The organism is Microbacterium sp. Y832 (assembly GCF_057669765.1).
In genome coordinates, this window is the sequence record NZ_JBYHFM010000002.1 from 19,167 (window position 1) to 41,188 (window position 22,022).

Consider the following 22,022-nt stretch of genomic DNA (forward strand, 5'->3'; position numbering starts at 1 on the left):
CCGAGGCGCCGCTCCCCCGCGGCGCGGAGCATCCCGCGGATCACCGGAAGTCCCTCGAGGCGTGGTGGACGCCGACGCGAAGGTCTTCGAATCGGTCGGCGACGAGATTCGTCACCCCCTCGACCGACCGCTCGAGCATGCCCCGCACGATGAGCGCCGGCGCATCGCGCACGACCCGGCGATAGCGGTTCCACATCCCCACCGAGCAGATGACGTTGACGATGCCGTGTTCGTCTTCGAGGTTGAGGAAGGTGATTCCGGATGCCGTCGCCGGACGCTGCCGGTGGGTGACGAGCCCGGCCACCTCGACACGGCGGTCGGGCTCGTGCGTGCGCAGCTCGCGCGACGTGAGCACGCCGCGCGCATCGAGGCCGGAGCGGTAGTGCGTGAGCGGATGATCGTCGACCGAGACGCCCGTCGCCCACAGGTCGGCGGCGAGCACGTCATAGCTCGACGGGTCGGTGAAGAGCGGCGGCTGCACGAAGGCGAGCGAGTCGGGCAGGAACTCGGCGCGGTCCTGCGCCGCCGAACCGGCGAGCCAGGTCGCCTCGCGGCGCGTGAGGCCGAAGCAGTCGAAGGCTCCCGCCGTCGCGAGAGCCTCGACCTGGGCGGTCGTGAGGCCCGTGCGCCGGACGAGGTCGCGCTGGTCACGGTAGGGGCCGGCGGCGTCGCGCTCTGTCACGATGCGGGTGGCCACGTTCTTGCCGATGCCCTTGATCGCGGCCAGGCCCAGACGCACGACAGAGGCGCCGTCGCGGCGGTGGGCAGCGGACTCGTCGGGGGCGGTGGGGTCGAAGTCGCCGGTCGGAGGTTGGTGGCGGTGCGTGCAGGCGGGAAGGCCGGTGGGACCGGCCACTCGATCACCGGCGGACTCCTGCGGTTCGAGCGCGGCATCGACGAGCGAAGCGTGCAGGTCGGGGCGGCGCACCTCGACGCCGTGGCGGCGCGCGTCGGCGACGAGCGTCGCGGGCGAATAGAAGCCCATCGGCTGCGCGCGCAGCAACCCCGCGAGGAACGCCGCCGGATAGTGCAGCTTGATCCACGAGCTGGCATAGACGAGCAGCCCGAACGACAGCGAGTGCGACTCGGCGAACCCGAAGTTCGCGAACGCCTGGATCTTCGCGTAGATCGCGTCGGCCTCTTCGCCCACCAGGCCGTTGCGGGCCATCCCCTCGTAGAGCTTGGTCTTGAGCGAATCGATGCGTTCGACGCCGCGCTTCGAGCCCATCGCGCGGCGCAAGAGGTCGGCATCCTCACCGCTCACCTCACCGATCGCGACCGCCATCTGCATGAGCTGCTCTTGAAAGACCGGCACCCCGAGCGTGCGCTCGAGAACGGGCTTCAGCTTCGGATGCGCGTATGTGACCTCTTCGCGCCCCAACTTGCGCCGCACATACGGGTGCACCGCCCCGCCCTGGATCGGCCCAGGGCGGATCAGAGCGATCTCGATGACGAGGTCGTAGTACCGCCGCGGCTGCAGCCTCGGCAGCAGCCCCATCTGCGCGCGGGACTCGACCTGGAACACCCCGATCGAATCCGCCCGGCACAGCATGTCGTAGACCGCCTTCTCTTCTTTCGGCAGCGTCGACAGCTCCCACTCCTCGCCGGTCGTCGCACGGATCATATCGAAGCAGTACTGCAGTGCGGCGAGCATCCCGAGCCCCAGCAGGTCGAACTTCACCAGGCCCATCCAGGCGGCGTCGTCTTTGTCCCACTGGATGACCGTGCGCCCCTCCATGCGGGCATGCTCGATCGGCACCACCTCACCCACGGGCCGGTCGGTGAGCACCATCCCCCCGGAGTGGATGCCGAGGTGCCGCGGCGCCTTGAGCAGCTCGCCGGCGAACTCGAGCACCTGATCGGGGATGTCATGGCCCGGGCCGCTCTCGATCGCCCCGCCCCACCGCTCGACCTGCTTCGACCAGGCATCCTGCTGCCCGGGCGAATGCCCGAGCGCCTTGGCCATGTCGCGGATCGCGTTCTTCGGCCGGTACTGGATGACATTCGCCACCTGCGCCGCCCGCTCGCGCCCGTACTGCTGATACACCCACTGGATGATCTCTTCACGCCGGTCGGAGTCGAAATCGACGTCGATGTCGGGCTCTTCATCGCGCAACGACGACAGGAACCTCTCGAACGGCAGGTCGAAGGCGATCGCGTCGACGGCGGTGATGTCGAGCAGATAGCAGATGGCGCTGTTGGCCGCCGACCCCCGGCCTTGACACAGGATGCCGCGGCGCCGAGCCTCTTGCACGATGCCGTGCACGATCAGGAAATAGCCCGGGAAGTCCTTCATCTCGATGACGCCGAGCTCTTTCTCGATGCGGGCGCGGTTCTCGTCGGACAGGTCGGGATACTTGCGCGGTACCGCCTGCCACACGAGATGCCGCAGCCACGACATCGGCGTGTGCCCCTCGGGCACCTTCTGCTTCGGCAGCGCGGGTTTCGCGCGCCGCAGCGGGAACGCCAGCTCATCGGCGAGCGGCACCGTGCGGGCGACGGCATCGGGATGCCGCGCGAACCGCTCGACCATCTCGGCCCCCGAGCGCAGGTGCGCTCCGGCGTGCGCGGGCAGCCATCCGTCGAGCTCGTCGAGACCCCGGTTGGCGCGGACGGCCGCGACCGCGGCGGCCAGCAGCTGACGCTGCGGCACGGCGTAGTGCACGTTGTTGGTCGCGAGGGTCGGCAGCCCCTTCTCGCGGGCGAGGCCGGCGAGCACGTCGTTGTCGCGGGTATCGGTCGGGCTGCCGTGGTCGATCAGCTCGACATAGACCCCGTCGCGGCCGAACAGGTGCACGAGACGGTCGAGCTCGCCCGCGGCGGCCTCGGCTCCGGATGCCCCGAGCGCGCGGCGCACACTGCCCTTGCGGCATCCGGTCAACACGGCCGCATGCCCCGACAGCTGCGCCGACAGCTCGTCGAGGTCGTACTGCGGCCGCCCTTTCTCGGCGCCCCGCAACTGGGCGTGGGTGAGGGCACCGGCGAGCCGGTGATACCCCTCTTCGCCGCGCGCGAGCACGAGCAGATGCTCGCCGACCGGATCGGGCTGGCCCGCCTGCGGAGCGGGCAGATCCAGCGACAGCTCGGCGCCGAAAACGGTCGCCAGCTGCCGGGTCTCGGCGGCTTCGGCGAACCGCACGATGCCGTAGAAGCCGTCGTGGTCGGTGACGGCGAGCGCGTGCAGGCCGAGCCGTTCGGCCTCTTCGGCGAGCTCTTCGGGAGAAGAGGCACCGTCGAGGAACGAATACGACGAGTGCGCGTGCAGCTCGGCGTACGGCACGACGTCGGCGGGGCGGTCGATCGGCGGCGGCACGTACGGCCCGCGCTTGCGCGACCAGGCGGGACTGTCACCGCCGTCGGCCCCCGCGGGCGTGCTGTCGGGGCGACGCCGGTCGCTCAGCACGCGCTCGAGGTCAGACCACGACACCGCCGGATTGTTGAAGCCCATCAGTCGTACACCCCCTCGGCCGTCCACGCGCCGCCCTCACAGACGAGCAGCCACGCGGCTCCGTCGGCGTCGACGACCTGGAACCGGTGGGCGCGGCGCGACCGGGCGGCATCCCACCCCCGCTCGATGACGGGCCACGGCCCCGCCCAGCTCTCGATCGCGCGGCGCCTGCCGCCCTCGACGAGCACGCCCGGCGGCGCCGAGAGGGTGCCCCGGTCGTCGACCTCGACGGCGTATCCGCCGAGCGTCGTCACCTCGACCGTGGGCTGTTCGGTGAACACCGTCGTGGGCAGCGGGTCGGGAAGGCTCCCCGGCCAGGGCCGCGCGCGCTCTTTCTCGAGCACGGCGCGGTCACCCCACGGCACGAGCACCTGCCGCTCGGCGAGCCAGCGTCCGCCGCCGATCGCGGGCGTCGCGACGGCCCGGTGGCCGAGCATCGCCTGCACGCGCGAGAGAGCGTGGTGCACGTGCTCTTCGGGGCCCGAGCCGAAGATCGCGGGGCGGTGATGCGCCGCGGCATCCACCGCCTCGGGAGCGATCCGCACGAGCGTGACGCCGCTGCGCAGCGCCTCGGAGTCCTCACCCAGCTGCCAGCGCACCCGGTCGACGACGGCGGAGGCATCGAACGACGCCGGATGCAACCACACCCGCTCACTGCGCTCACCCCGATCGCCGACGAGCTCGACGCGCAGTTCGGTGCAGACGAGATCGAGCGCCCCGAGCCCCGCGATGAACTCGTCGGCGGCGATGCGCATGCCGAACGCGACCTGCTCGGCGATCTCGACCGGCGGCTCGAACGCGACCTCGCGGTGCAGCTCGGGCGGCGGTGTGCGCGGCTCGACGGGCTGCGAGTCGCGCCCGCCCGCGAGCGCGTGCAGACGCATGCCACGGGGCCCGAACCTCTCGCGCACGCGCTCGTCGGGCATAGCCGCGAACGCGCCGAGCGTGTGGATGCCCAGGCGCGTGAGCAGGCTGATGAGGTCGTCGGGCTGGGTGGCGCGGGTCGCGGTGCTGTGGGTGGTCTGGTCGAGCGCCGTGATGGGAAGCGGAGCGAGAAAGCCGGCCGCTCCCCCGGCGGGCACCGTGAAGACGGGCTCTGCCCGAGTGGATGCCGCCATCGCAGCCTGCTCGGCGGTGAAGGGTCCGTCGGCGATGCCCGCGCGCACGTCGCGGATGCCGAGCTCGCCGAGGGCAGTGACGAGCACGCGCGCCGCTTCGACTTCGCCGCCGTAGTAGCGGGCGGGACCCTTGGCGGCGAGGGCGCAGAGGCCGGGGCGCACGAGCTGGACTCCGGGGGCGCGCTCTTCGATGCCCGCGATGACCGGGGCGAACGCGCGCTGATCGCGGGCCGGGTCGGCCGCGACGATCTCGAGCGACGGGCACCGGGACTGCGCGTCGCGGCGACGCTGCCCCCGCCGCACGCCCTCGGCGCGGGCCGAGGCCGAGCACGCGACGACGCGGTTGGCGTGGACGATGGCGATGGGGCGGGCGGGCGGCCCTTCGGCCGGCGACCCCTCCCCAGAGCCCGCCGAGGGGTCGACCCGGGCCAGGGCGGTGACGGGCCAATCGGGGAACCAGAGCACGAGGGTGCGCACGGTCACCCTGCCTTCGACCATGCCGCGGGGCGTTCGGTGTCGTGCTCGACCCGGGTGAGCCGTGTGGGAGCGGCGGTGGCGTGGCCCGCGGCATCCGGAAGCAGCATGCGCCCCTTGCGGGCGACGGGCCAGCGGCGGCTCGCCGAGGTGACGGTCACGGTGCGTTCGGCGAGGTAGCCGTGACCGCGGCCGACCCCCGTCCAGGCGGCCTCGCCGAGCTCGAGCACGGCTTCGGCCTGCGGCCAGGGTCCTTGCACGAGCAGCACGGCACCGCGGTCGCGCAGGCGGCCCGCGAGCCGGGCGACCTCGCCGTCGGGCGCGCGACCCGCGGGACGCACGGCGACGACGGGCAGCACGTCGGCGACCGTCGCGGCGACAGCGAGCCAGCGCCGGCCCGGGTCGGGCACGAGCACGAGACGGGAGAGGTCGACGCCCATCGACTCGGCTGCTTCGGCGCCGAGGCGCGGCATGCCGATCACTGCGCACCACGAGCCGTCTTGCGAAGCGCGCGCGAGGAGCGCGAGCAGCAGCGACGTCGAGTGCGGGAGCGAGTAGGCGCTGCCGGGACGCAGGCCCCCACCGGGAAGGAGGTCGGCCAGCGCGGGAAGCACCGGCAGCACGGGCGCGTCGAGTTTGCGCCCCTGCATCCGCTCGACTTGAGCGCGCAGTCGTGCCAGCTCATCTGGTTGCGCGGCCACGATCCCCCTCATTCCACCAGGCTAGAACACATGTTCTAGTACTTCAATCCGGTGGACTGACCGTACCCCGCACTTCCGACAGTTATGTTCGAGACTCTGCGCGCGCGAACTCTCCCTCGTTCGTTTGCCTCACATTGCGCGCATCGACCTCATCGAACGACAGAAAGGGGCAAACGAACCCCGCCGGCCCCACCCTTCAGACGAGTGACGCGGTCGACGCGATGCGGGCGAAGCCGCCCTCTTGCAGCACGAGCGCCGTCGAGGCCATGAGCTCGTCGGCTGTGCGCGTGACGACCCCGACGCCGGCGATCTCGCCCGTCAGGTCGAACGTGCGCGTCGCATCGAGGGCGACCGTGACGTCGTAGCCGAGGTTGCCCGCCATGCGCGCCGTCGTCTCGACGCACATATTCGTCTGGATGCCGCACAGCACGAGCTGCGTGATGCCCTGCTCCTGCAACCAGGCGTGCAGATCAGGGTCGCCGTAGAACGCAGAGTTGACGTTCTTCGTGACGAAAAGCGCGGGGTCGACGGCGTCGACGACGTCGACGAGCGCGTTGCCGGGATGCCCCGGAGCCAGCGGCGATCCGGACGACGTGGAGTCGTGTCGCACGACGACGATCGGGTCGCCCGCGGCGGTCCACGCCGTGATGAGCGCCGCGACGTTGGCCTCGCACGCGGGGTTGGTCGTCGCACCCCAGAAGTCGAGGTCGTCGAAGGCACGCTGCATGTCGATCACGATGAGAGCTCGGGTCATGCGCCCATCCCATCACGCCGCCGTGCCCTGTGGCATCCCCCGGCCGCCAGACCGCGAGGGCGTCAGGCCGCGAGGGCGAGGTAGGGCTCCCAACGAGGGTCGGCGCGGTCGGTGCCGCGCACCGTCCACTGCCCGCCGCGCGGGACGGCGGGGGTCAGTCGCAGCTCCCACCGCATCTCCTGCGGCGTGCGATCGCCCTTGATGTTGTTGCAGCGCAGACAGCACGCGACGAGGTTCTCCCACGAATCGGCGCCACCCCGCGACCGCGGCAGCACGTGGTCGATCGTCGAGGCCGGTGTGCCGCAGTAGGCACAGCGGTGGTTGTCGCGCCGCAGCACCCCGCGCCGTGTCACCGGAACGCGCCGGGCTCCGGGCATCTGCACGTACCGCGTCAGCAGGATGACCGCGGGTCTGTCATAGACCCCGCGTGCGCCCCAGACAGGGTCATCCTCGACAAGTTCGATGACCGTCGCCTTCTCGTTCAGCACGAGCACGATGGCCCGCTTGAACGACACGACGGCGAGCGGCTCGTAGCCCGCGTTCAGCACCAGTGTGCGCATTGCTCATCCTCTCGAACGTCCGAGACGGCTTCTCGGGTTGTTCGGTTGCGACGATGAGTTCGACGTCGGGGTACGAAAAAGGCGCTGTCGATTACAGACAGCGCCTGGGCGCCACGGTGGGACCGTGGCATCCGTTCGTGCAATGCCGCAAGGCGAGGCGACCTAGCGCATCCATGGTGGGGATGCGAGGAATGCTGCCCATGGGCTCCCTCCGCTTCTCTCAGCGTCGGGGATCAGGCTAACCCACCTCACCGACACAGCGGCCGGTTGAGGGTGAACCCGAGGTGTCGTGTCGACGGGGAGTCGATGGAACGGCGGCGGATGCGATCACCCGCGGTGCGCGCCTCAGCCCGCGTTGGCGACGAGCCAGGCCCACGGGTCGACGAGGCCGTTGTTGACACGCACCTCGAAGTGCAGGTGGTTAGCCGTCGAGCTGCCGGTCGAGCCGACGAGGCCGATCAGCTGACCCGCCTCGACCGTCTGGCCGGCGGACACCGTGCGGCTGCCGTAGGTCATGTGGCCGTACAGGGTCGATACGCGCTGGCCGCCGACGACGTGGTCGATGACGACGGCGACGCCGTATCCGCCGTACGCCTCTTGCGCGATGCGCACGACGCCGGATGCCGCGGCGTACAGCGGCGTGCCGCCGGGAGCGAGCAGGTCGACACCCTGGTGGTAGCCGGAGTCGCCGATTCCGCGGCCCTTCGTGAAGTTCAGGATCGGCCAGCGCACTTCGCCCGCGCCAGGCGAGACGAGGTTGATGTTGACCGGCACCGACGAGACGCTCGACGCCGCGGCGGCAGCCTGCGCGCGCGCACGCGCGGCGGCGGCTTCAGCGGCCTTCTTCTTGTTGATCTCGTCTTCGGTCGTCGCCGAATAGCTGTCGCGGGCGAGCTCGGTGCCCGAGGCATCCGAGGCCACGACGAGCGACTGCGCATCGACGGCAGACATCTGCTGCAGCGTCTGGCTGCTCTCGATCGGGAGGCGCGTACTGGCGGCGTAGGCAGGGATCGCCACGGTCGCGACGAGTCCTCCGACCATCGACAGGATGACGAGGCTGCGCAATGGCCCGTGCCGGCGTACTGAGGCCGGTCGGGGCGGGCGCGTCTTCGTCGGGCGCTTCGTGATCCAGGTGCGCGGCCCAGTGGGTCGCGCGGGGTTGACCGCAGTGTCTTGCGACTCGATCGCGGTCTGATCGTACTCTTCAGCCAAGCTGTCCTCCGGCGCCTCTGCGCCGGGGCGCTGGCTCGTCAACACTCGATGTCGGGGCACGATGTGCGGGTTTCACCACGCAAACGACGAGCCGATGAGGCAATCCGCGTGGGGTCCTACGGCGGGCTTCTCACCTGTGGACTGTTTGAGGCTACCGGACTGTAACGAATCTGTCACGTTGCGCACCTGGCAGAATCCTGGGCTTGCCTGCTAGGCGTCGAGCAGAAAGATGTGCGAGGCGATCTCGATGGGCAGCTCGAGCGCCTCGTCGTTGCCGTCCATCTGCACGAGCACGTAGCCCTCGTTGTACCGGAAATCGCCCGTCGCGCCCGGCAGAACGCCGGCGGACTTGAGCTGCCGCAGCAGTTCGGGATCGACCTGCGCGGGCTCGGCGAGCCGGCGCACCGTGCCGCGGATCGGCTCGCCCGCCTCGTTCATGCGCGCGACGAGACCCACGACGTCGTGCTCGAACTCGACGGCCAGCACGTCGCCGAGCTGATCGAGCCCGGGGATGGGGTTGCCGTAGGGCGATTCGGTCGGGTGCCCGAGCAGTTCGATGAGCCGCCGCTCGACCTGCTCGCTCATGACGTGCTCCCAGCGGCAGGCCTCGTCGTGCACGTAGGCCCAGTCGAGCCCGATGACGTCGGAGAGCAGCCGCTCGGCGAGCCGGTGCTTGCGCATGACGTCGACGGCCTTCTGCCGGCCTTCGTCGGTGAGTTCGAGGGTGCGGTCTTCGGCGACGACGACGAGTCCGTCGCGCTCCATGCGCCCGACGGTCTGCGACACCGTCGGACCCGAGTGGCCGAGGCGCTCCGAGATCCGAGCGCGCAGCGGCTGGATCTTCTCTTCTTCGAGTTCGAGGATCGTGCGCAGGTACATCTCGGTGGTGTCAATGAGATCAGTCATGCGGGCGCCCTCGTAACGATGAACAGGTAAGGCCAGCCTATCCCGCGCCACCGGCACAGGGACGGTCGCGGGAATCCCTAGACTCGACGCATGTCCCACGTGCTGCTGCCCCGCGAGATCCTGCCCTCCGACGGACGCTTCGGGTGCGGCCCATCGAAGATCCGCACCGCCCAGCTCGAGGTGCTCACCGGCCGCGGCGCCACCGTGCTCGGCACGTCGCACCGGCAGGCTCCGGTCAAAGACCTCGTCGGCAGCGTTCGCGCCCTCATCGGCGAGATCTTCCGCCTGCCCAACGACTACGAAGTGATCCTCGGCAACGGCGGATCCACCGCCTTCTGGGATGCCGCAGCCTTCGGTCTCATCGAGCGCCGGTCGCAGAACCTCGTGTTCGGCGAGTTCGGCGGAAAGTTCGCCAAGGCGGCCGCCGCACCGTGGCTCGAGGCGCCCGACGTGCGCAAGGCCGAGCCGGGCAGCCGCACGAGCGCTGAGGCCGTCGAGGGCGTCGATGTCTACGCGTGGCCGCACAACGAGACCTCGACCGGCGTCGCTGCGCCCGTCGAGCGCGTGCACGGCGACGCGGGCGCCCTGACCGTCATCGATGCGACGAGCGCCGCCGGCGGCATCGACTTCTCGGTGCACGAGGCCGACGTCTACTACTTCGCCCCGCAGAAGAACCTCGGCTCGGACGGCGGCCTGTGGTTCGCTCTCGTCTCGCCGGCAGCGATCGAGCGCATCGAGCGGATCGCGGCATCCGGCCGGTACATCCCCGAGTTCCTCAGCCTGAAGAACGCCCTCGACAACTCCCGACTCAACCAGACCCTGAACACCCCCGCGCTCGCGACGCTGCTGCTGCTCGATGACCAGCTGGGGTGGATCCGCGACAACGGTGGACTGCAGTGGGCGGATGCACGCACCCGCGAGTCGTCGGATGCCCTCTACGCGTGGGCCGAAGCGTCGGCGTACGCGACGCCGTTCGTCGCCGACCCGGCCGACCGCTCCCCCGTCGTCGCCACGATCGACTTCGACGATTCGGTCGATGCCGCCGCGGTGGCGAAGATCCTGCGCGCCAACGGCATCGTCGACACGGAGCCCTACCGCAAGCTCGGCCGCAATCAGCTGCGCGTCGCGACCTTCGTCTCGATCGAGCCCGACGACGTGCGCCAGCTCATCCGCTGCATCGAAGCGGTCGTCTACTCCTTGACCGCCTAGCCCTCGGGCTGGGCTGAGCCGGCTCCTCGCGAGCCGGTCTCAGTCGTCGGAGCCGTCTTCGTCTTCGTCGTCGTCGTCGTCGTCCGAATCGTCGTCTTCGTCCGAATCGTCGTCTTCGTCCGAATCGTCCTCGTCGGAGTCGTCGTCGTCAGACTCGTCGTCGTCGGAGTCGTCGTCGTCAGACTCGTCGTCGTCGTCGTCGGAGTCGTCGTCATCCGAATCGTCCTCGTCGGAGTCGTCCTCGTCCTCGTCCTCGTCCTCGTCGTCAGAGTCGTCGTCATCGGAGTCCTCGTCCGAGTCGTCCTCGTCGTCGTCCGAGTCATCGTCGTCATCGTCGTCGTCACCCGAGTCATCGAGTTCGTCGATGTCGACGCCGTCGACATCACCCGCGTGCAGGATCGAGGATCCGTCTTCGTCGAAGTCCGCGGCATCCAGGTCGTCGAGATCATCGACGTCGTCATCGATGTCGTCGTCGTCCTCGTCGTCATCGGACTCAGAGCCGGACTCGGCTGCGGAATCAGACTCGCTCTCAGCCGCAGCGGCCTGCGCGGCCTGGTAATCGGCGAGGCGTTCGTCCCACGGCACCCACTCGGGGGCGAGCAGCGCGCCGTCGCCGGGCAGCAGTTCGGCCTCGAGGACGGTCGGCTCTTCACCGTCGACGCGGGCGAGGCTCACGGTCCAGTACCAGCCGGGGTACCCGGACAGGCGGTTCTGGAACCGCAGCGAGACGACGCCGTCGGCCTCGACGCGGTGACCGGCGGGCGGGCCGATCGTCGACTCGGGCGTGATCTCTTTGAGCGCGGCGAGCGCGAGGTCGTGCGACTCGAGCAGCACGGCATCCGGTGTCACGTCGGCCGCGGCATCGGTCTCGGAGCCGGAGTCAGGCTCAGGCGTCGAGTTCATCAGCCACCTTGCGCAGCACCGCGGCGACCTTCTTAGCGTGCGACCCGCTCGGGTAGCGGCCGCGACGCAGGTCGCCGCCGATGTCATCGAGCAGCTTGACGAGGTCTTCGACGATGATCGCCATGTCGTCAGCCGGCTTGCGCGAGCGCTTGGCGAGACTCACGGGAGCCTCGAGCACGCGCACCGAGAGCGCCTGCAGTCCGCGTTTGCCGTCGGCCACACCGAACTCGAGGCGCGTGCCGGCCTTGAGAGTCGTGGTTCCCGCGGGCATCGCCGTGGCGTGCAGGAAGACGTCCTGGCCGTCATCGGTCGTGATGAAGCCGAACCCCTTCTCTTCGTCGTAGAACCTGACCTTGCCGGTGGGCATGCGAACCTCGCTGGTAGACGGCCCGCGAATCGCGGGCAGGGCGGAACCGGAGTCGTCAAGACTCCACCCTCCAGCCTACGGCACCGCGGGACGAGAGTAGGCTGGACCGGATGAGCACGCGACCCCCCGCCGACGACGTCCCCGCGCGTCGTATCGACAGCCTTCTGGCGTTCGCTGCTCTGTGCTTGCTGGTGGTGTCGATCATCAGCTTCTTCTCGATCATGATCGCCACGGCGACGGGGCTCGAGCAGGCCGATTTCGCGTCGGGCATCTGGCCCCTGGTGACGGTCGTCGTGTGGGTCGGCCCGATCCTCGCGTTCGCGATGATCCTGTTCATCCTGATCTCGAGCTTCGTACGCAGGGCGCGCGCCAACCGCGGAGCCTGAGTGGTCTCCGACGAGCGGGGCCTTGCGACGTGGCTGGCACGGCGCGATGACGCTGCCCTCGCCCAGACCTTCGCGGCTCGCGGCGTCTCACCGAATGCCCCGTGGCAGGACTTCTACGACGCCGCCGCGGCTCTGCTCGAACCGGCATCCGTCGACCGTGCGTTGACCACCCTGCCGCGCACCGCGCTCATCGCCGCTGCCGCCGGTGACGGCACCCCGGTGCCGGACCGGCTCGCCCTGCGCGACGACACCGGACGCCCCTACACCGTCGTCGCGGCGCGCCTCGCCGCCGCCGCGCAGGCGCACCCCGAGGCCTTCCGCCCCACGGCACTCCACCCCGAGGCGCCGACGGGCGGCGAGGCCGCCGCCGCAGAGCGCGCGTTCGCCACCTCGGGCGCCCTCGCCGACGTGCTCCTGGCCTGCCTGCACGCCCCCCTCACCCGCACGATCGCCGGCGCCGTGAGCGCCGTCGACCGGCGGCGGCTGATCGAGGCCGGTGCCGTCCACTCGGTCGAAGAGCTCGACGATCTCGTGACGTCGGCGGCGATGGCCGACCTCATCGTGGCGGTCGACCGGGAATGGGTCGTCACCGATGCCGGCGACGCGTGGCTCGGGGCCTCGACGCTCGACCGCTGGGCCACGATCGTGCACGGACTCATCGCGCGTCTGCCCGAGGGGCTGCGCACCCCCCGAGGCATCGTCGATCCCCGGGACTGGGCCGAGGCCTACCCGCTCGACAACGACTGGATCGCCCGGGCGCGAAGCCTGCACGTCATCGCGCACCGCTGGGGTCTCACCGCCGACGGCGCCGAGCCCGTCTGGACCGCTCGGCTCCGCGCAGGAGACGATCTCGACACCGCCGCCTTCGCGGCGCAGCTGCCCGCCGAGATCGACAAGGTCTACCTGCAGGCCGATCTGACGGCGATCGCCCCCGGCCCCCTCTCTCCGCCCCTCGACCTTCGCCTGCGCCGCATCGCGCAGCGCGAGTCGCGGGCGCAGGCCTCGACGTACCGCTTCACAGCCGAATCCCTCGCGGCGGGCATGACCGAGGGCGAGACCGGCCGATCGATCCGCGAGTTCCTCGGTGGGCTCTCGCTCACCGGCATCCCGCAGCCTCTCGACTACCTGCTCGAGAGCACCGCGGCACGCCACGGCCTCGTGCGCGTGCGCCGTGACGACCGCGTCGGCAAGACGCTCATCGAGAGTGCGGATGCGGCGATGCTCGACGCCATCGCGGTGGATCAGGCGCTGCGCGCGCTAGGTGTCGTGTCCGAGGGATCGGTGCTGACCTCGCGCGTCGCGCGGGACACCGTCTACTGGTCGCTCGCCGATGCGCGGTACCCCGTCATCGCGCTCGACGCAGCGGGCGCGCCCGAGTGGCTGCACCGGCGCGCGCCCACGCTCGCGACCGCACCGCCTCGCGCCATCGCCTCCTACGCCGGCCTCATCGAGACGCTGCGCGACCGGCACGAGGGCGACACCGACGCCGCGTGGCTCGTGCGCGAACTCGAACAGGCCGTGCGCCTGCGGGGCCTGATCGAAGTCACGGTGCGTCTGCCCGACGGGTCGGAGCGCGTCTTCGCCCTCGAGGCCTCGGGATTCGGCGGCGGCCGCCTGCGGGGCCTGGACCGGGCCGCCGACATCGAACGCACCCTGCCCGTCTCGCACATCGTGGGCGTCCGGCCCCTCTGACCCCGTGCGACGCCCCACCCCGGGGCAACGCTAGACTGGACGGCTATGTCTGACGGCCCACTTATCGTGCAGAGCGACCGGACGGTGCTGCTCGAAGTAGCCCATCCCAACGCTGAGAACGCCCGCCACGAGCTCGCGATCTTCGCCGAGCTCGAGCGCGCCCCCGAGCACATCCACACGTACCGCGTCACGCGCCTCGGACTGTGGAACGCGCGCGCCGCGGGCCACGACGCCGAAGACATGCTGGCGACCCTCGACCGGTGGTCGCGCTTCCCCGTGCCGCCGTCGGTGTCGATCGACATCCGCGAGACGGTGAACCGCTACGGGCGCCTCGTCATCGACCGCACCGACGAGGGCGACCTCGTGCTCAAGTCGACGGATGCCGCCGTGCTGGCCGAGGTGTCCAAGAACAAGCGCATCCAGCCGCTGCTCATCGGCCGCCCGTCCCCCGACACGTTCCTCGTGGATGCGTGGGCGCGCGGGCACATCAAGCAGGAGCTGCTCAGGATCGGCTGGCCCGCCGAAGACCTCGCCGGCTACACGCCGGGCACGCCGCATCCGATCGAGCTCGAGGAAGCGGACTGGAAGCTGCGCCCCTACCAGCGCAAGGCCGTCGACATCTTCACCGAGGGCGGCTCGGGCGTCGTCGTGCTCCCCTGCGGCGCCGGCAAGACGCTCGTCGGAGCCGCGGCGATGGCCGACACGAAGACGACGACGCTCATTCTCGTGACGAACACCGTGAGCGCCCGCCAGTGGCGCGACGAGCTGATCAAGCGCACGTCGCTCACCCCCGAGGAGATCGGCGAGTACTCGGGCCAGGTCAAAGAGGTCAAGCCCGTCACGATCGCGACCTACCAGATCCTCACGGCGAAGCGGAAGGGCGAGTACGCGCACCTCGCTCTGCTCGATGCCCTCGATTGGGGACTCATCGTCTACGACGAGGTGCACCTGCTGCCCGCACCGGTGTTCAAGCTGACCGCCGACCTGCAGGCCCGCCGCCGCCTCGGCCTCACCGCCACCCTCGTGCGCGAAGACGGCCGCGAGGGCGATGTCTTCAGCCTCATCGGCCCCAAGCGCTTCGACGCACCGTGGAAGGAGATCGAGGCCCAGGGCTTCATCTCGCCCGCCATCTGCTACGAAGTGCGCGTCGATCTTCCCGCCTACGAACGCCTCGAATACGCCGCGGCAGCCGACGACGAGCGCTATCGCCTGGCGGCCACCGCCCCCGCGAAGATCGACGTCGTGCGCCGCCTCGTCGAGCGCCACAAGGGCGAGCGCATCCTCGTGATCGGGCAGTACCTCGACCAGATCGACGTGATCTCCGAAGCCCTCGGCGCGCCGCAGATCACCGGTGCGACGCCGGTCGACGAGCGCGAAGAGCTCTATCAGGCGTTTCGCGAAGGCGAGATCGACGTGCTCGTCGTGTCGAAGGTCGCGAACTTCTCGATCGACCTTCCCGAGGCATCCGTCGCGATCCAGGTGTCGGGATCGTTCGGCTCGCGTCAAGAAGAGGCCCAGCGCCTCGGGCGCTTGCTGCGTCCCAAGAAGTCCGCGAACACGGCGAGCTTCTATACACTCATCGCCCGCGACACCGTCGACCAGGACTTCGCCCAGAATCGCCAGCGCTTCCTCGCCGAACAGGGCTACACGTACACGATCCTGGATGCCGACGGCATCGCCGCGTAACGACTGCAGGCCCGCCGGATGCATCCGGAAAGCGGATCGCACGCCGATTTTCAGCATCCGCATCGGTTCCGGTGCCAGTATTGGCCTATGACCGCACCGCGCATCCTCGTTGTGGACGACGAACCGAACATCCGCGACCTGCTCATCACGAGCCTCCGCTTCGCCGGATATCAGGTGAAGGCTGTCTCGAACGGAGCACAGACCATCTCGGCTGTGCTGGAAGAGGAGCCCGACCTGATCATCCTCGACGTCATGCTGCCCGACATGAACGGGTTCAGTGTCACCAAGCGCCTGCGGGGCGCGGGGTACACGGCGCCGATCCTGTTCCTCACGGCGAAGGACGAGACCGAAGACAAGATCGCCGGTCTCAACGCCGGGGGCGACGACTACGTCACCAAGCCGTTCAGCCTCGACGAGATCGTCGCGCGCATCCAGGCGATCCTGCGCCGCACGATGCAGGCCGACGAGGAGTCGGTCATCCGCGCCGGCGAGCTCACGATGGACCAGGACACGCACGACGTGCAGGTCGGCGACGTGTCGATCGACCTCAGCCCGACCGAGTTCAAGCTGCTGCGCTACCTCATGCTCAACCCCAACCGCGTGCTGTCGAAGGCGCAGATCCTCGATCACGTGTGGGAGTACGACTTCAACGGCGATGCGGGCATCGTCGAGAGCTACATCTCGTACCTGCGTCGCAAGATCGATCCGCACTCGTCTGAGCCGCTCATCCAGACCAAGCGCGGCTTCGGCTACATGCTGAAGGCCGGCAAGCCCGCCTGACCGACGACCGATTCGAGGGGACCCGCTTGGCGCATCAGACCGACGCGGTCACCCGGTGGTGGCGCGGCACGAGCCTGCGCGCCAAGGTGACCGGTGTGACCGTCACGGTGCTCGCCCTCGGGCTCACCGCGACGGGCACGGGCGCGACGGTGTTCCTGCGCAATGCGCTCATCGCCAACCTCGACAGCACCGTGCAGCAGGTCGCGGCGACCGAGATCGGTACGGGCCTGTTCGACATCCAGATGGCCGACGGGATGGTCTTCGCCACCGAGAAGGACGACGTCCCGCGCACGGACTACCACGTCGCGCTCTATCAGGCGTCGGGCGACTTCATCGTCTCGGCCGGCGGCACCGATCCGGCGCCCGACTTTCCTGCGTCGTACTCGCTCCCTGAGGCCCACGCCGACGGCACGACGGCGTTCGACCTGACCGATGAGGAGACGCGGACGACGTTCCGCGCGAGCGTGGCACCGCTCGAGCTGCCCGGGGGCCTGCTCGTGCCGCAGCTCGTCGCCGCCTCGACGGCGCCCGTCAACCAGGTCGTCACGACCTTCCTCAGCATCTACTCGATCCTCGCCCTCATCGTGCTCGTGCTGGGCGCGTTCGCGACGCGGTTGCTCGTGACGTTCGCGTTCCGAAGTCTCGGGCAGGTCGAGTCCACCGCCATGGCGATCGCCGCCGGCGACTTCGGTCAGCGTATGACCGACATCGAGCCGACGACCACCGAGGTCGGCCGGCTCAAGACTGCCATCAACGCGATGCTCGGCCGCGTCGACACCGCGATCACCCAGCGCGACGCGACCGTACGGCAGATGCGGCGCTTCATCGGCGACGCGAGCCACGAGCTGCGCACGCCGCTCGTGACGGTGCGCGGCTACGCCGAGCTGTACCGGATGGGCGCGATCCGCAGCGAAGAGGACATCGCTCAGTCGATGAACCGCATCGAGAGCGAGGCCAAGCGCATGGGTCTGCTCGTCGAGGATCTGCTGGCCCTCGCCCGCCTCGACGAGCGGCGCGACGTCGTGATCAAGCCCGTCGACCTCCGGCCGATCGCCCGGGATGCGGCCCTCGACCTGCGCGCAACGGCCCCGGGCCGCCGGGTCACGGTGATCGACACGACCGCCCACGAGCCCCCGCGCCCGCTCGTGACGACGCGCGAGGACTCTGCCGAGAGCGAGCGCAAACGCCCCCCGACCTCGACGATCGCCGCGCTGCTGCGGCGAAAGCCGAAGTCGGCACCGGGCGAACCGCCGGCGGACACGGCCCCCGTCGCCGCGCAGCCGACCCGCACCCGCGCCGATCCCGAGCCGATCGTGATGGGCGATGAGAACCGCGTGCGGCAGGTCGTGACGAACCTGCTCGGCAACGCCCGGCGCTTCACGACCGAGGACTCCCCCATCGAACTGCGGGTCGGCGTGGACCCCGCCGCATCCACGGGGTGGGTCGAGATCATCGACCACGGCGAAGGCGTGCCCGACCAGATCAAGGACAAGATCTTCCAGCGTTTCTGGCGAGCGGACACGTCGCGCACGCGTGAGACCGGCGGATCGGGCCTCGGTCTGTCGATCGTCGCATCGATCGTCGAGGCGCTGCACGGCTCGGTCGGGGTCGTCGACACCCCCGGCGGCGGCGCGACGTTCCGGGTTTCGCTTCCCCTGGCCGAGGGGCGGGATGCCGCCGAGCATCTGCACCTCGAAACGCAGCCGATCCCCCGCATGCCGCAGAGCATCACCGACGACACCGATAGCTGACGGTTCCTCCCCATCCGGGCCCGCTGGCCCTTCTTTCACGGTTCCGCGCCCGAGGCCCAGGGGGCGGCGGACCCGCCGCCTAGCGTTGCGGCAGAGCGGGCGGTATCGGGCCGCCCCGTCCCGAAGGGTGGTCCCATGGCCGTCTTCTCCGTCGACAGCGACGCCGTCCTCTCGTCCACGACCGCCGTACGCGGCACGATCGACCGGCTGCAGGCCGAGGTCGCCGCGCTCATGGGCCAGCTGACCCAGTTGCAGGGGTCATGGACGGGCGCGGCATCGGCCGCGTTCCACTCCAGCGTCGAGCAGTGGCGCGCGACGCAGCGCACCGTCGAAGACTCCCTCACCGCCCTCAACGCCGCCCTCGCGACGGCGGGCCGCCAGTACGCCGATGCGGAACAGGCCTCGATGAGCCTGTTCCGCTGAGGGAACGACGAAGGGCCTCTCCCAGGGGAGAGGCCCTTCGCTATGAGCTATCGAGCTGCGATCCTGATCCGAGGGATCAGAAGTCCATGCCACCCGTCGGGTCGGCGGGCATCGCCGAAGCCTTCTCGGGCTTGTCGGCGACGACGACCTCGGTGGTCAGGAACAGTCCAGCGATCGACGCAGCGTTCTGCAGCGCCGAGCGCGTGACCTTGGCCGGGTCGATGATGCCCTGTGCGAACATGTCGCCGTACTCGCCGGTCGCGGCGTTGAGGCCGTGACCCGGGGGAAGCTCGGACACCTTGTTCGCGACGACACCGGGCTCGAGACCGGCGTTCAGCGCGATCTGCTTGAGCGGCGCCTCGATCGCGACGCGAACGATGTTCGCACCGGTCGCCTCGTCACCCGAGAGCTGCAGGCCCGCGAGGACCTTCCTGCCGGCCTGGATGAGCGCGACGCCACCACCGGCGACGATGCCCTCTTCGACGGCGGCCTTCGCGTTGCGAACGGCGTCTTCGATGCGGTGCTTGCGCTCCTTCAGCTCGACCTCGGTCGCTGCACCCGCCTTGATGACGGCAACGCCGCCGGCGAGCTTGGCGAGACGCTCCTGGAGCTTCTCGCGGTCGTAGTCGCTGTCGGTGTTCTCGATCTCGCGACGGATCTGGGTCACGCGACCTTCGATCTGCTCGGCATCGCCGACACCCTCGATGATCGTCGTCTCGTCCTTCGTGACGATGACCTTGCGGGCACGGCCGAGCAGGTCCAGCGTCGCGTTCTCGAGCTTGAGGCCGACCTCTTCCGTGATGACCTGTCCACCCGTGAGGATCGCGATGTCCTGCAGCTGGGCCTTGCGGCGGTCACCGAAGCCGGGAGCCTTGACGGCGACCGACTTGAAGATGCCGCGGATCTTGTTGAGAACGAGCGTCGCGAGAGCTTCACCCTCGACGTCCTCGGCGATGATGACGAGCTCCTTGCCGTCCTGGATCACCTTGTCGACGATGGGGAGAAGATCCTTGATGTTCGAGATCTTCTGGTTCGCGATGAGGATGTACGGGTCCTCGAAGACCGCCTCCTGGCGGTCGGGGTCCGTGACGAAGTAGGGGTTGATGTAGCCCTTGTCGAAGCGCATGCCCTCGGTGAGCTCGAGCTCGGTGCCGAAGGTCTGCGACTCCTCGACCGTGACGACGCCTTCCTTGCCGACCTTGTCGATGGCCTCGGCGATCAGTGCGCCGATTTCTTCGTCAGCAGCCGAGATCGATGCGGTGGCAGCGATCTCCTCCTTCGTCTCGACCTCCTTGGCCGAAGCGAGCAGTTCGTCGGAGATGGCCGCGACGGCCTTCTCGATGCCCTTCTTGAGGCTGATGGGGTCGGCGCCGGCTGCGACGTTGCGCAGGCCCTCACGCACGAGTGCCTGAGCGAGGACGGTAGCCGTCGTCGTGCCGTCACCGGCGACGTCGTCGGTCTTCTTCGCGACCTCCTTGACCAGCTCTGCGCCGATCTTCTCGTACGGGTCGTCGAGCTCGATCTCCTTGGCGATCGAGACGCCGTCGTTCGTGATCGTGGGAGCGCCCCACTTCTTCTCGAGTACGACGTTGCGACCGCGCGGGCCGAGCGTCACCTTGACGGCGTCAGCCAGCGTGTTGAGGCCGCGCTCGAGGCCACGACGGGCCTCTTCGTCGAAAGCGATGATCTTTGCCATGTGTGTCTCGTCCCTCCCGGACGTGGGCTTGCGGAATTAGCACTCAAACGTACGGAGTGCTAACGCTCATTCTGGCACTCGACCTATGCGAGTGCAAGCCGCATGCCCGTCAGTCGGTCGGCGCGGGCTCAGGAGGGGTCGACGTGCGGTCGAGACCGACGACGATCGTGAGCTGGCGGGTGTCAGGGTCGCCGAGCTGATACGCCTCGCTCTGCTCGATCTCGGCCCCGCCGATGACGTCTGCCAGGCCCAGCGCGGCTGCTTCGTCGGCGGCGTCGAGATAGAAGACGGTCGTCACGGCGAAGTCGTCACTGCCGGCGCCGCTGGCCAGGACGTTGTCGGCGGGCCAGCCCGCGGCGACCACGACGTCTTTCAGCTGGGTCGCGAGGCCCTCTTCGGGCGTCGCGTTGAGCACGTTGACGGTGTACGTCGTGTCGATGACGGGTTCGACCTGCACGGTCGGCTCGGGTGTCGGCGCCGGTGCGGGAAAGAGTTCGACGCGGCCGGATGCCAGAAGCGTGCCGAAGATTCCGACGGTGATGAGCACGATCGTCGCGAGCGTCGCCCACAGCAGCACGACCCAGCCGCGCATGCGGGGGTTCTCGGCGCGATGGGCGCCTACTCGGCCCACTTCTGCCGGGATCTCATCGAAGCGATCCCGCGGGAAGGTCGATTTCGGCACTCCCCGAGACTACCCGTCCGCGCGCTGAAGCCTCGCCTGCTCACGCGCGTCGCGCAGACGCCTCAGCCGCTTCACGAGCATCGGATCGTGGGCCTGCGCCTCGGCCGTGCCGAGCAGGCGGCCGAGCAGCTGGTAGTACCGTGCGGGCGAGAGACCGAGATCGGCACGGATCGCCTCTTCTTTGGCGCCCGCGTGCCGACGCCACTCCGCCTCGAAAGCGAGGATGGCGCGATCGCGGTCACTGAGGGGCACGCCCTCACGCTAACGCGCGAACCCCGTCACGCCCGCGCGCCACTCCACGCTCTGCCCGAGTGGGTCGACTGCCGCCAGTGCCACCCCGTCGAGGCCGAGCACGAACCCGTTCCACGTCGCGGGATCGATCGGCGGATGCCACGCCTCATGCAGACCCGGTGGGTCGATCGTGACCCACGAGGCGTCAAGCCCGCGGATCGTCTCGATGAGCCGCTCGCGGCCCCGACGGGGAATGTGCGGCAGCACCCCGGGCGTCGTGACGACGACGCGGGCTCCCGCCGGCGCCTGCGCCACGAGCGCCTCGAGCACACCGGGCTCGGTCGCATCGCCGCGCACGAGCAGCGGCGGATCGGCCGCGACGATGTCCAGCGCCGCCGTGATCCGCTCGGCCCGGCCGTGCTCACCCGGCCAGACCAGGGCGGCGAGGAACCGGCGGTCGGCCGGGTCTGCGGCATCCCTCGGCTCGAGGTCGATGCCGGCACGCCACACGATCTCAGGCAGCCGCAGCGGCGGTTCACCGCTCACCGCCGAGGCGAGCACGACGGGCGACTTCCCCGTCGCCGGGTCGAGATCCGGACCCCCGTCGTACCGGTACGAGTAGTGGTCTGGGTAGAGGCACAGCCCCGCGCTCGCGCCCACCTCGACGAGCGCGATCGGGCCGTCGATCATGCTGAGCGCGGGCAGCAGCGCGGCACAGCGCAGCGGCTCGTTGGTCTGCAGGCTGCGACCGGATGCCTCGGCCACGACCTCGTCGGCATGGTCGGCGACCCACGCCGCCCACTCCGGGAACGACCGCTCGGGTGCGCCGAGCATCCGTGTGACGGCGAACACGAGCGGCGGCTGACGACGGGTCGCGGGGATCCGCGCGAGGATCGCCGCCGTGCCCGGGTCGCGCGCCACTCCGGCGGCCCAGTCCTCGTACAGGGCCGACCGACCCCGAGCCTCGGCCGCGGCGAACCGCGCGTAACGGTCGACGGTGGCGGCGGCATCCGGATGCATGACCTCATTCTCGCGGCGACTCG

Annotated in this window: 20 protein-coding genes; 7 read left to right on the forward strand and 13 right to left on the reverse strand. The window is 69.8% G+C overall.

From position 1 onward, the window contains the following. Window positions 1-40: 40 nt before the first annotated feature. The 7 genes from AC25YV_RS02810 to AC25YV_RS02840 form a co-directional block, all read right to left on the reverse strand. A complete protein-coding gene (locus AC25YV_RS02810; protein ID WP_488122323.1) occupies window positions 41-3,448 on the reverse strand; it encodes an error-prone DNA polymerase in 3,408 nt (1,135 codons plus the stop codon). After that, window positions 3,448-5,064, reverse strand: a complete 1,617-nt coding sequence (locus AC25YV_RS02815) for a DNA polymerase Y family protein (protein ID WP_488122324.1) — start codon at window positions 5,062-5,064, stop codon at window positions 3,448-3,450. The genes AC25YV_RS02810 and AC25YV_RS02815 overlap by 1 nt, the downstream gene beginning before the upstream one ends. Then, window positions 5,046-5,753, reverse strand: coding sequence for a hypothetical protein (locus AC25YV_RS02820; RefSeq protein WP_488122325.1), 708 nt, complete (start codon window positions 5,751-5,753; stop codon window positions 5,046-5,048). The genes AC25YV_RS02815 and AC25YV_RS02820 overlap by 19 nt, the downstream gene beginning before the upstream one ends. 184 nt (window positions 5,754-5,937) lie before the next feature. Continuing rightward, complete coding sequence (locus tag AC25YV_RS02825; protein ID WP_488122326.1) at window positions 5,938-6,495, reverse strand: cysteine hydrolase family protein; 558 nt, start codon at window positions 6,493-6,495, stop codon at window positions 5,938-5,940. Window positions 6,496-6,557: 62 nt separating this feature from the next. Beyond that, entirely contained in the window at window positions 6,558-7,055 is a 498-nt protein-coding gene (locus tag AC25YV_RS02830; RefSeq protein WP_488122327.1) for an HNH endonuclease, read from the reverse strand. A 345-nt stretch (window positions 7,056-7,400) separates the two neighbouring features. Continuing rightward, the gene (locus tag AC25YV_RS02835) at window positions 7,401-8,120 is read right to left on the reverse strand and encodes a M23 family metallopeptidase (protein ID WP_488122328.1); all 720 of its coding nucleotides are present in this window, start codon (window positions 8,118-8,120) and stop codon (window positions 7,401-7,403) included. Between the two features lie 357 nt (window positions 8,121-8,477). Further along, on the reverse strand, window positions 8,478-9,173 hold the full coding sequence (locus AC25YV_RS02840) for an iron-dependent transcriptional repressor DtxR (protein ID WP_488122329.1): 696 nt from the start codon (window positions 9,171-9,173) through the stop codon (window positions 8,478-8,480). Window positions 9,174-9,263: 90 nt separating this feature from the next. On the opposite strand from AC25YV_RS02840, the gene serC reads away from it, so the two are divergent. After that, window positions 9,264-10,382 carry a phosphoserine transaminase gene (serC, locus tag AC25YV_RS02845; protein ID WP_488122330.1) on the forward strand — a complete coding sequence of 373 codons (1,119 nt, stop codon included), beginning with the start codon at window positions 9,264-9,266 and terminating at the stop codon, window positions 10,380-10,382. A 39-nt stretch (window positions 10,383-10,421) separates the two neighbouring features. Here the strand turns inward: serC and AC25YV_RS02850 are convergent, their stop codons facing one another. Both AC25YV_RS02850 and AC25YV_RS02855 read right to left on the reverse strand, forming a co-directional pair. After that, the gene (locus AC25YV_RS02850; RefSeq protein WP_488122331.1) at window positions 10,422-11,285 is read right to left on the reverse strand and encodes a DUF3027 domain-containing protein; all 864 of its coding nucleotides are present in this window, start codon (window positions 11,283-11,285) and stop codon (window positions 10,422-10,424) included. Further along, entirely contained in the window at window positions 11,269-11,652 is a 384-nt protein-coding gene (locus AC25YV_RS02855) for a cold-shock protein (protein WP_488122332.1), read from the reverse strand. The genes AC25YV_RS02850 and AC25YV_RS02855 overlap by 17 nt, the downstream gene beginning before the upstream one ends. Before the next feature lie 110 nt (window positions 11,653-11,762). Here AC25YV_RS02855 and AC25YV_RS02860 point away from each other — a divergent pair, with 110 nt between their 5' ends. The 6 genes from AC25YV_RS02860 to AC25YV_RS02885 all read left to right on the forward strand — a co-directional run bounded on the left by AC25YV_RS02860 (window position 11,763) and on the right by AC25YV_RS02885 (window position 18,370). Continuing rightward, window positions 11,763-12,038: a multidrug ABC transporter ATPase gene (locus AC25YV_RS02860; protein ID WP_488122333.1), complete on the forward strand. Its 276-nt coding sequence runs from the start codon at window positions 11,763-11,765 to the stop codon at window positions 12,036-12,038. After that, the gene (locus tag AC25YV_RS02865) at window positions 12,039-13,730 is read left to right on the forward strand and encodes a helicase-associated domain-containing protein (RefSeq protein ID WP_488122334.1); all 1,692 of its coding nucleotides are present in this window, start codon (window positions 12,039-12,041) and stop codon (window positions 13,728-13,730) included. A gap of 45 nt (window positions 13,731-13,775) precedes the next feature. Next, complete coding sequence (locus AC25YV_RS02870; RefSeq protein WP_488122335.1) at window positions 13,776-15,416, forward strand: DNA repair helicase XPB; 1,641 nt, start codon at window positions 13,776-13,778, stop codon at window positions 15,414-15,416. Between the two features lie 87 nt (window positions 15,417-15,503). Beyond that, window positions 15,504-16,196, forward strand: a complete 693-nt coding sequence (locus tag AC25YV_RS02875; protein ID WP_488122336.1) for a response regulator transcription factor — start codon at window positions 15,504-15,506, stop codon at window positions 16,194-16,196. A 26-nt stretch (window positions 16,197-16,222) separates the two neighbouring features. Continuing rightward, a complete protein-coding gene (locus AC25YV_RS02880) occupies window positions 16,223-17,947 on the forward strand; it encodes a sensor histidine kinase (RefSeq protein WP_488122337.1) in 1,725 nt (574 codons plus the stop codon). Window positions 17,948-18,082: 135 nt separating this feature from the next. After that, entirely contained in the window at window positions 18,083-18,370 is a 288-nt protein-coding gene (locus AC25YV_RS02885) for a WXG100 family type VII secretion target (RefSeq protein ID WP_488122338.1), read from the forward strand. Window positions 18,371-18,446: 76 nt separating this feature from the next. On the opposite strand, the gene groL is transcribed toward AC25YV_RS02885, so the two are convergent. From groL to AC25YV_RS02905, 4 genes are all read right to left on the reverse strand, one after another. Beyond that, on the reverse strand, window positions 18,447-20,066 hold the full coding sequence (groL, locus tag AC25YV_RS02890; RefSeq protein ID WP_488122339.1) for a chaperonin GroEL: 1,620 nt from the start codon (window positions 20,064-20,066) through the stop codon (window positions 18,447-18,449). A 109-nt stretch (window positions 20,067-20,175) separates the two neighbouring features. After that, the gene (locus AC25YV_RS02895) at window positions 20,176-20,748 is read right to left on the reverse strand and encodes a LytR C-terminal domain-containing protein (protein WP_488122340.1); all 573 of its coding nucleotides are present in this window, start codon (window positions 20,746-20,748) and stop codon (window positions 20,176-20,178) included. A 9-nt stretch (window positions 20,749-20,757) separates the two neighbouring features. Further along, window positions 20,758-21,000, reverse strand: a complete 243-nt coding sequence (locus AC25YV_RS02900) for a DUF3263 domain-containing protein (RefSeq protein WP_488122341.1) — start codon at window positions 20,998-21,000, stop codon at window positions 20,758-20,760. A gap of 9 nt (window positions 21,001-21,009) precedes the next feature. Continuing rightward, on the reverse strand, window positions 21,010-21,999 hold the full coding sequence (locus tag AC25YV_RS02905; RefSeq protein ID WP_488122342.1) for a DUF2332 domain-containing protein: 990 nt from the start codon (window positions 21,997-21,999) through the stop codon (window positions 21,010-21,012). Window positions 22,000-22,022 lie beyond the last annotated feature (23 nt).

Coding starts and splice junctions, on each gene's coding strand:
- AC25YV_RS02850 (WP_488122331.1), bottom strand. CDS start 11,285: ATGAACTCGACGCCTGAGCCTGACTCCGGCTCCGAGACCGATGCCGCG.
- AC25YV_RS02820 (WP_488122325.1), bottom strand. CDS start 5,753: ATGAGGGGGATCGTGGCCGCGCAACCAGATGAGCTGGCACGACTGCGC.
- AC25YV_RS02885 (WP_488122338.1), top strand. CDS start 18,083: ATGGCCGTCTTCTCCGTCGACAGCGACGCCGTCCTCTCGTCCACGACC.
- AC25YV_RS02860 (WP_488122333.1), top strand. CDS start 11,763: ATGAGCACGCGACCCCCCGCCGACGACGTCCCCGCGCGTCGTATCGAC.
- AC25YV_RS02815 (WP_488122324.1), bottom strand. CDS start 5,064: ATGGTCGAAGGCAGGGTGACCGTGCGCACCCTCGTGCTCTGGTTCCCC.
- AC25YV_RS02875 (WP_488122336.1), top strand. CDS start 15,504: ATGACCGCACCGCGCATCCTCGTTGTGGACGACGAACCGAACATCCGC.
- AC25YV_RS02905 (WP_488122342.1), bottom strand. CDS start 21,999: ATGCATCCGGATGCCGCCGCCACCGTCGACCGTTACGCGCGGTTCGCC.
- AC25YV_RS02830 (WP_488122327.1), bottom strand. CDS start 7,055: ATGCGCACACTGGTGCTGAACGCGGGCTACGAGCCGCTCGCCGTCGTG.
- serC (WP_488122330.1), top strand. CDS start 9,264: ATGTCCCACGTGCTGCTGCCCCGCGAGATCCTGCCCTCCGACGGACGC.
- AC25YV_RS02870 (WP_488122335.1), top strand. CDS start 13,776: ATGTCTGACGGCCCACTTATCGTGCAGAGCGACCGGACGGTGCTGCTC.
- groL (WP_488122339.1), bottom strand. CDS start 20,066: ATGGCAAAGATCATCGCTTTCGACGAAGAGGCCCGTCGTGGCCTCGAG.
- AC25YV_RS02825 (WP_488122326.1), bottom strand. CDS start 6,495: ATGACCCGAGCTCTCATCGTGATCGACATGCAGCGTGCCTTCGACGAC.
- AC25YV_RS02810 (WP_488122323.1), bottom strand. CDS start 3,448: ATGGGCTTCAACAATCCGGCGGTGTCGTGGTCTGACCTCGAGCGCGTG.
- AC25YV_RS02855 (WP_488122332.1), bottom strand. CDS start 11,652: ATGCCCACCGGCAAGGTCAGGTTCTACGACGAAGAGAAGGGGTTCGGC.
- AC25YV_RS02840 (WP_488122329.1), bottom strand. CDS start 9,173: ATGACTGATCTCATTGACACCACCGAGATGTACCTGCGCACGATCCTC.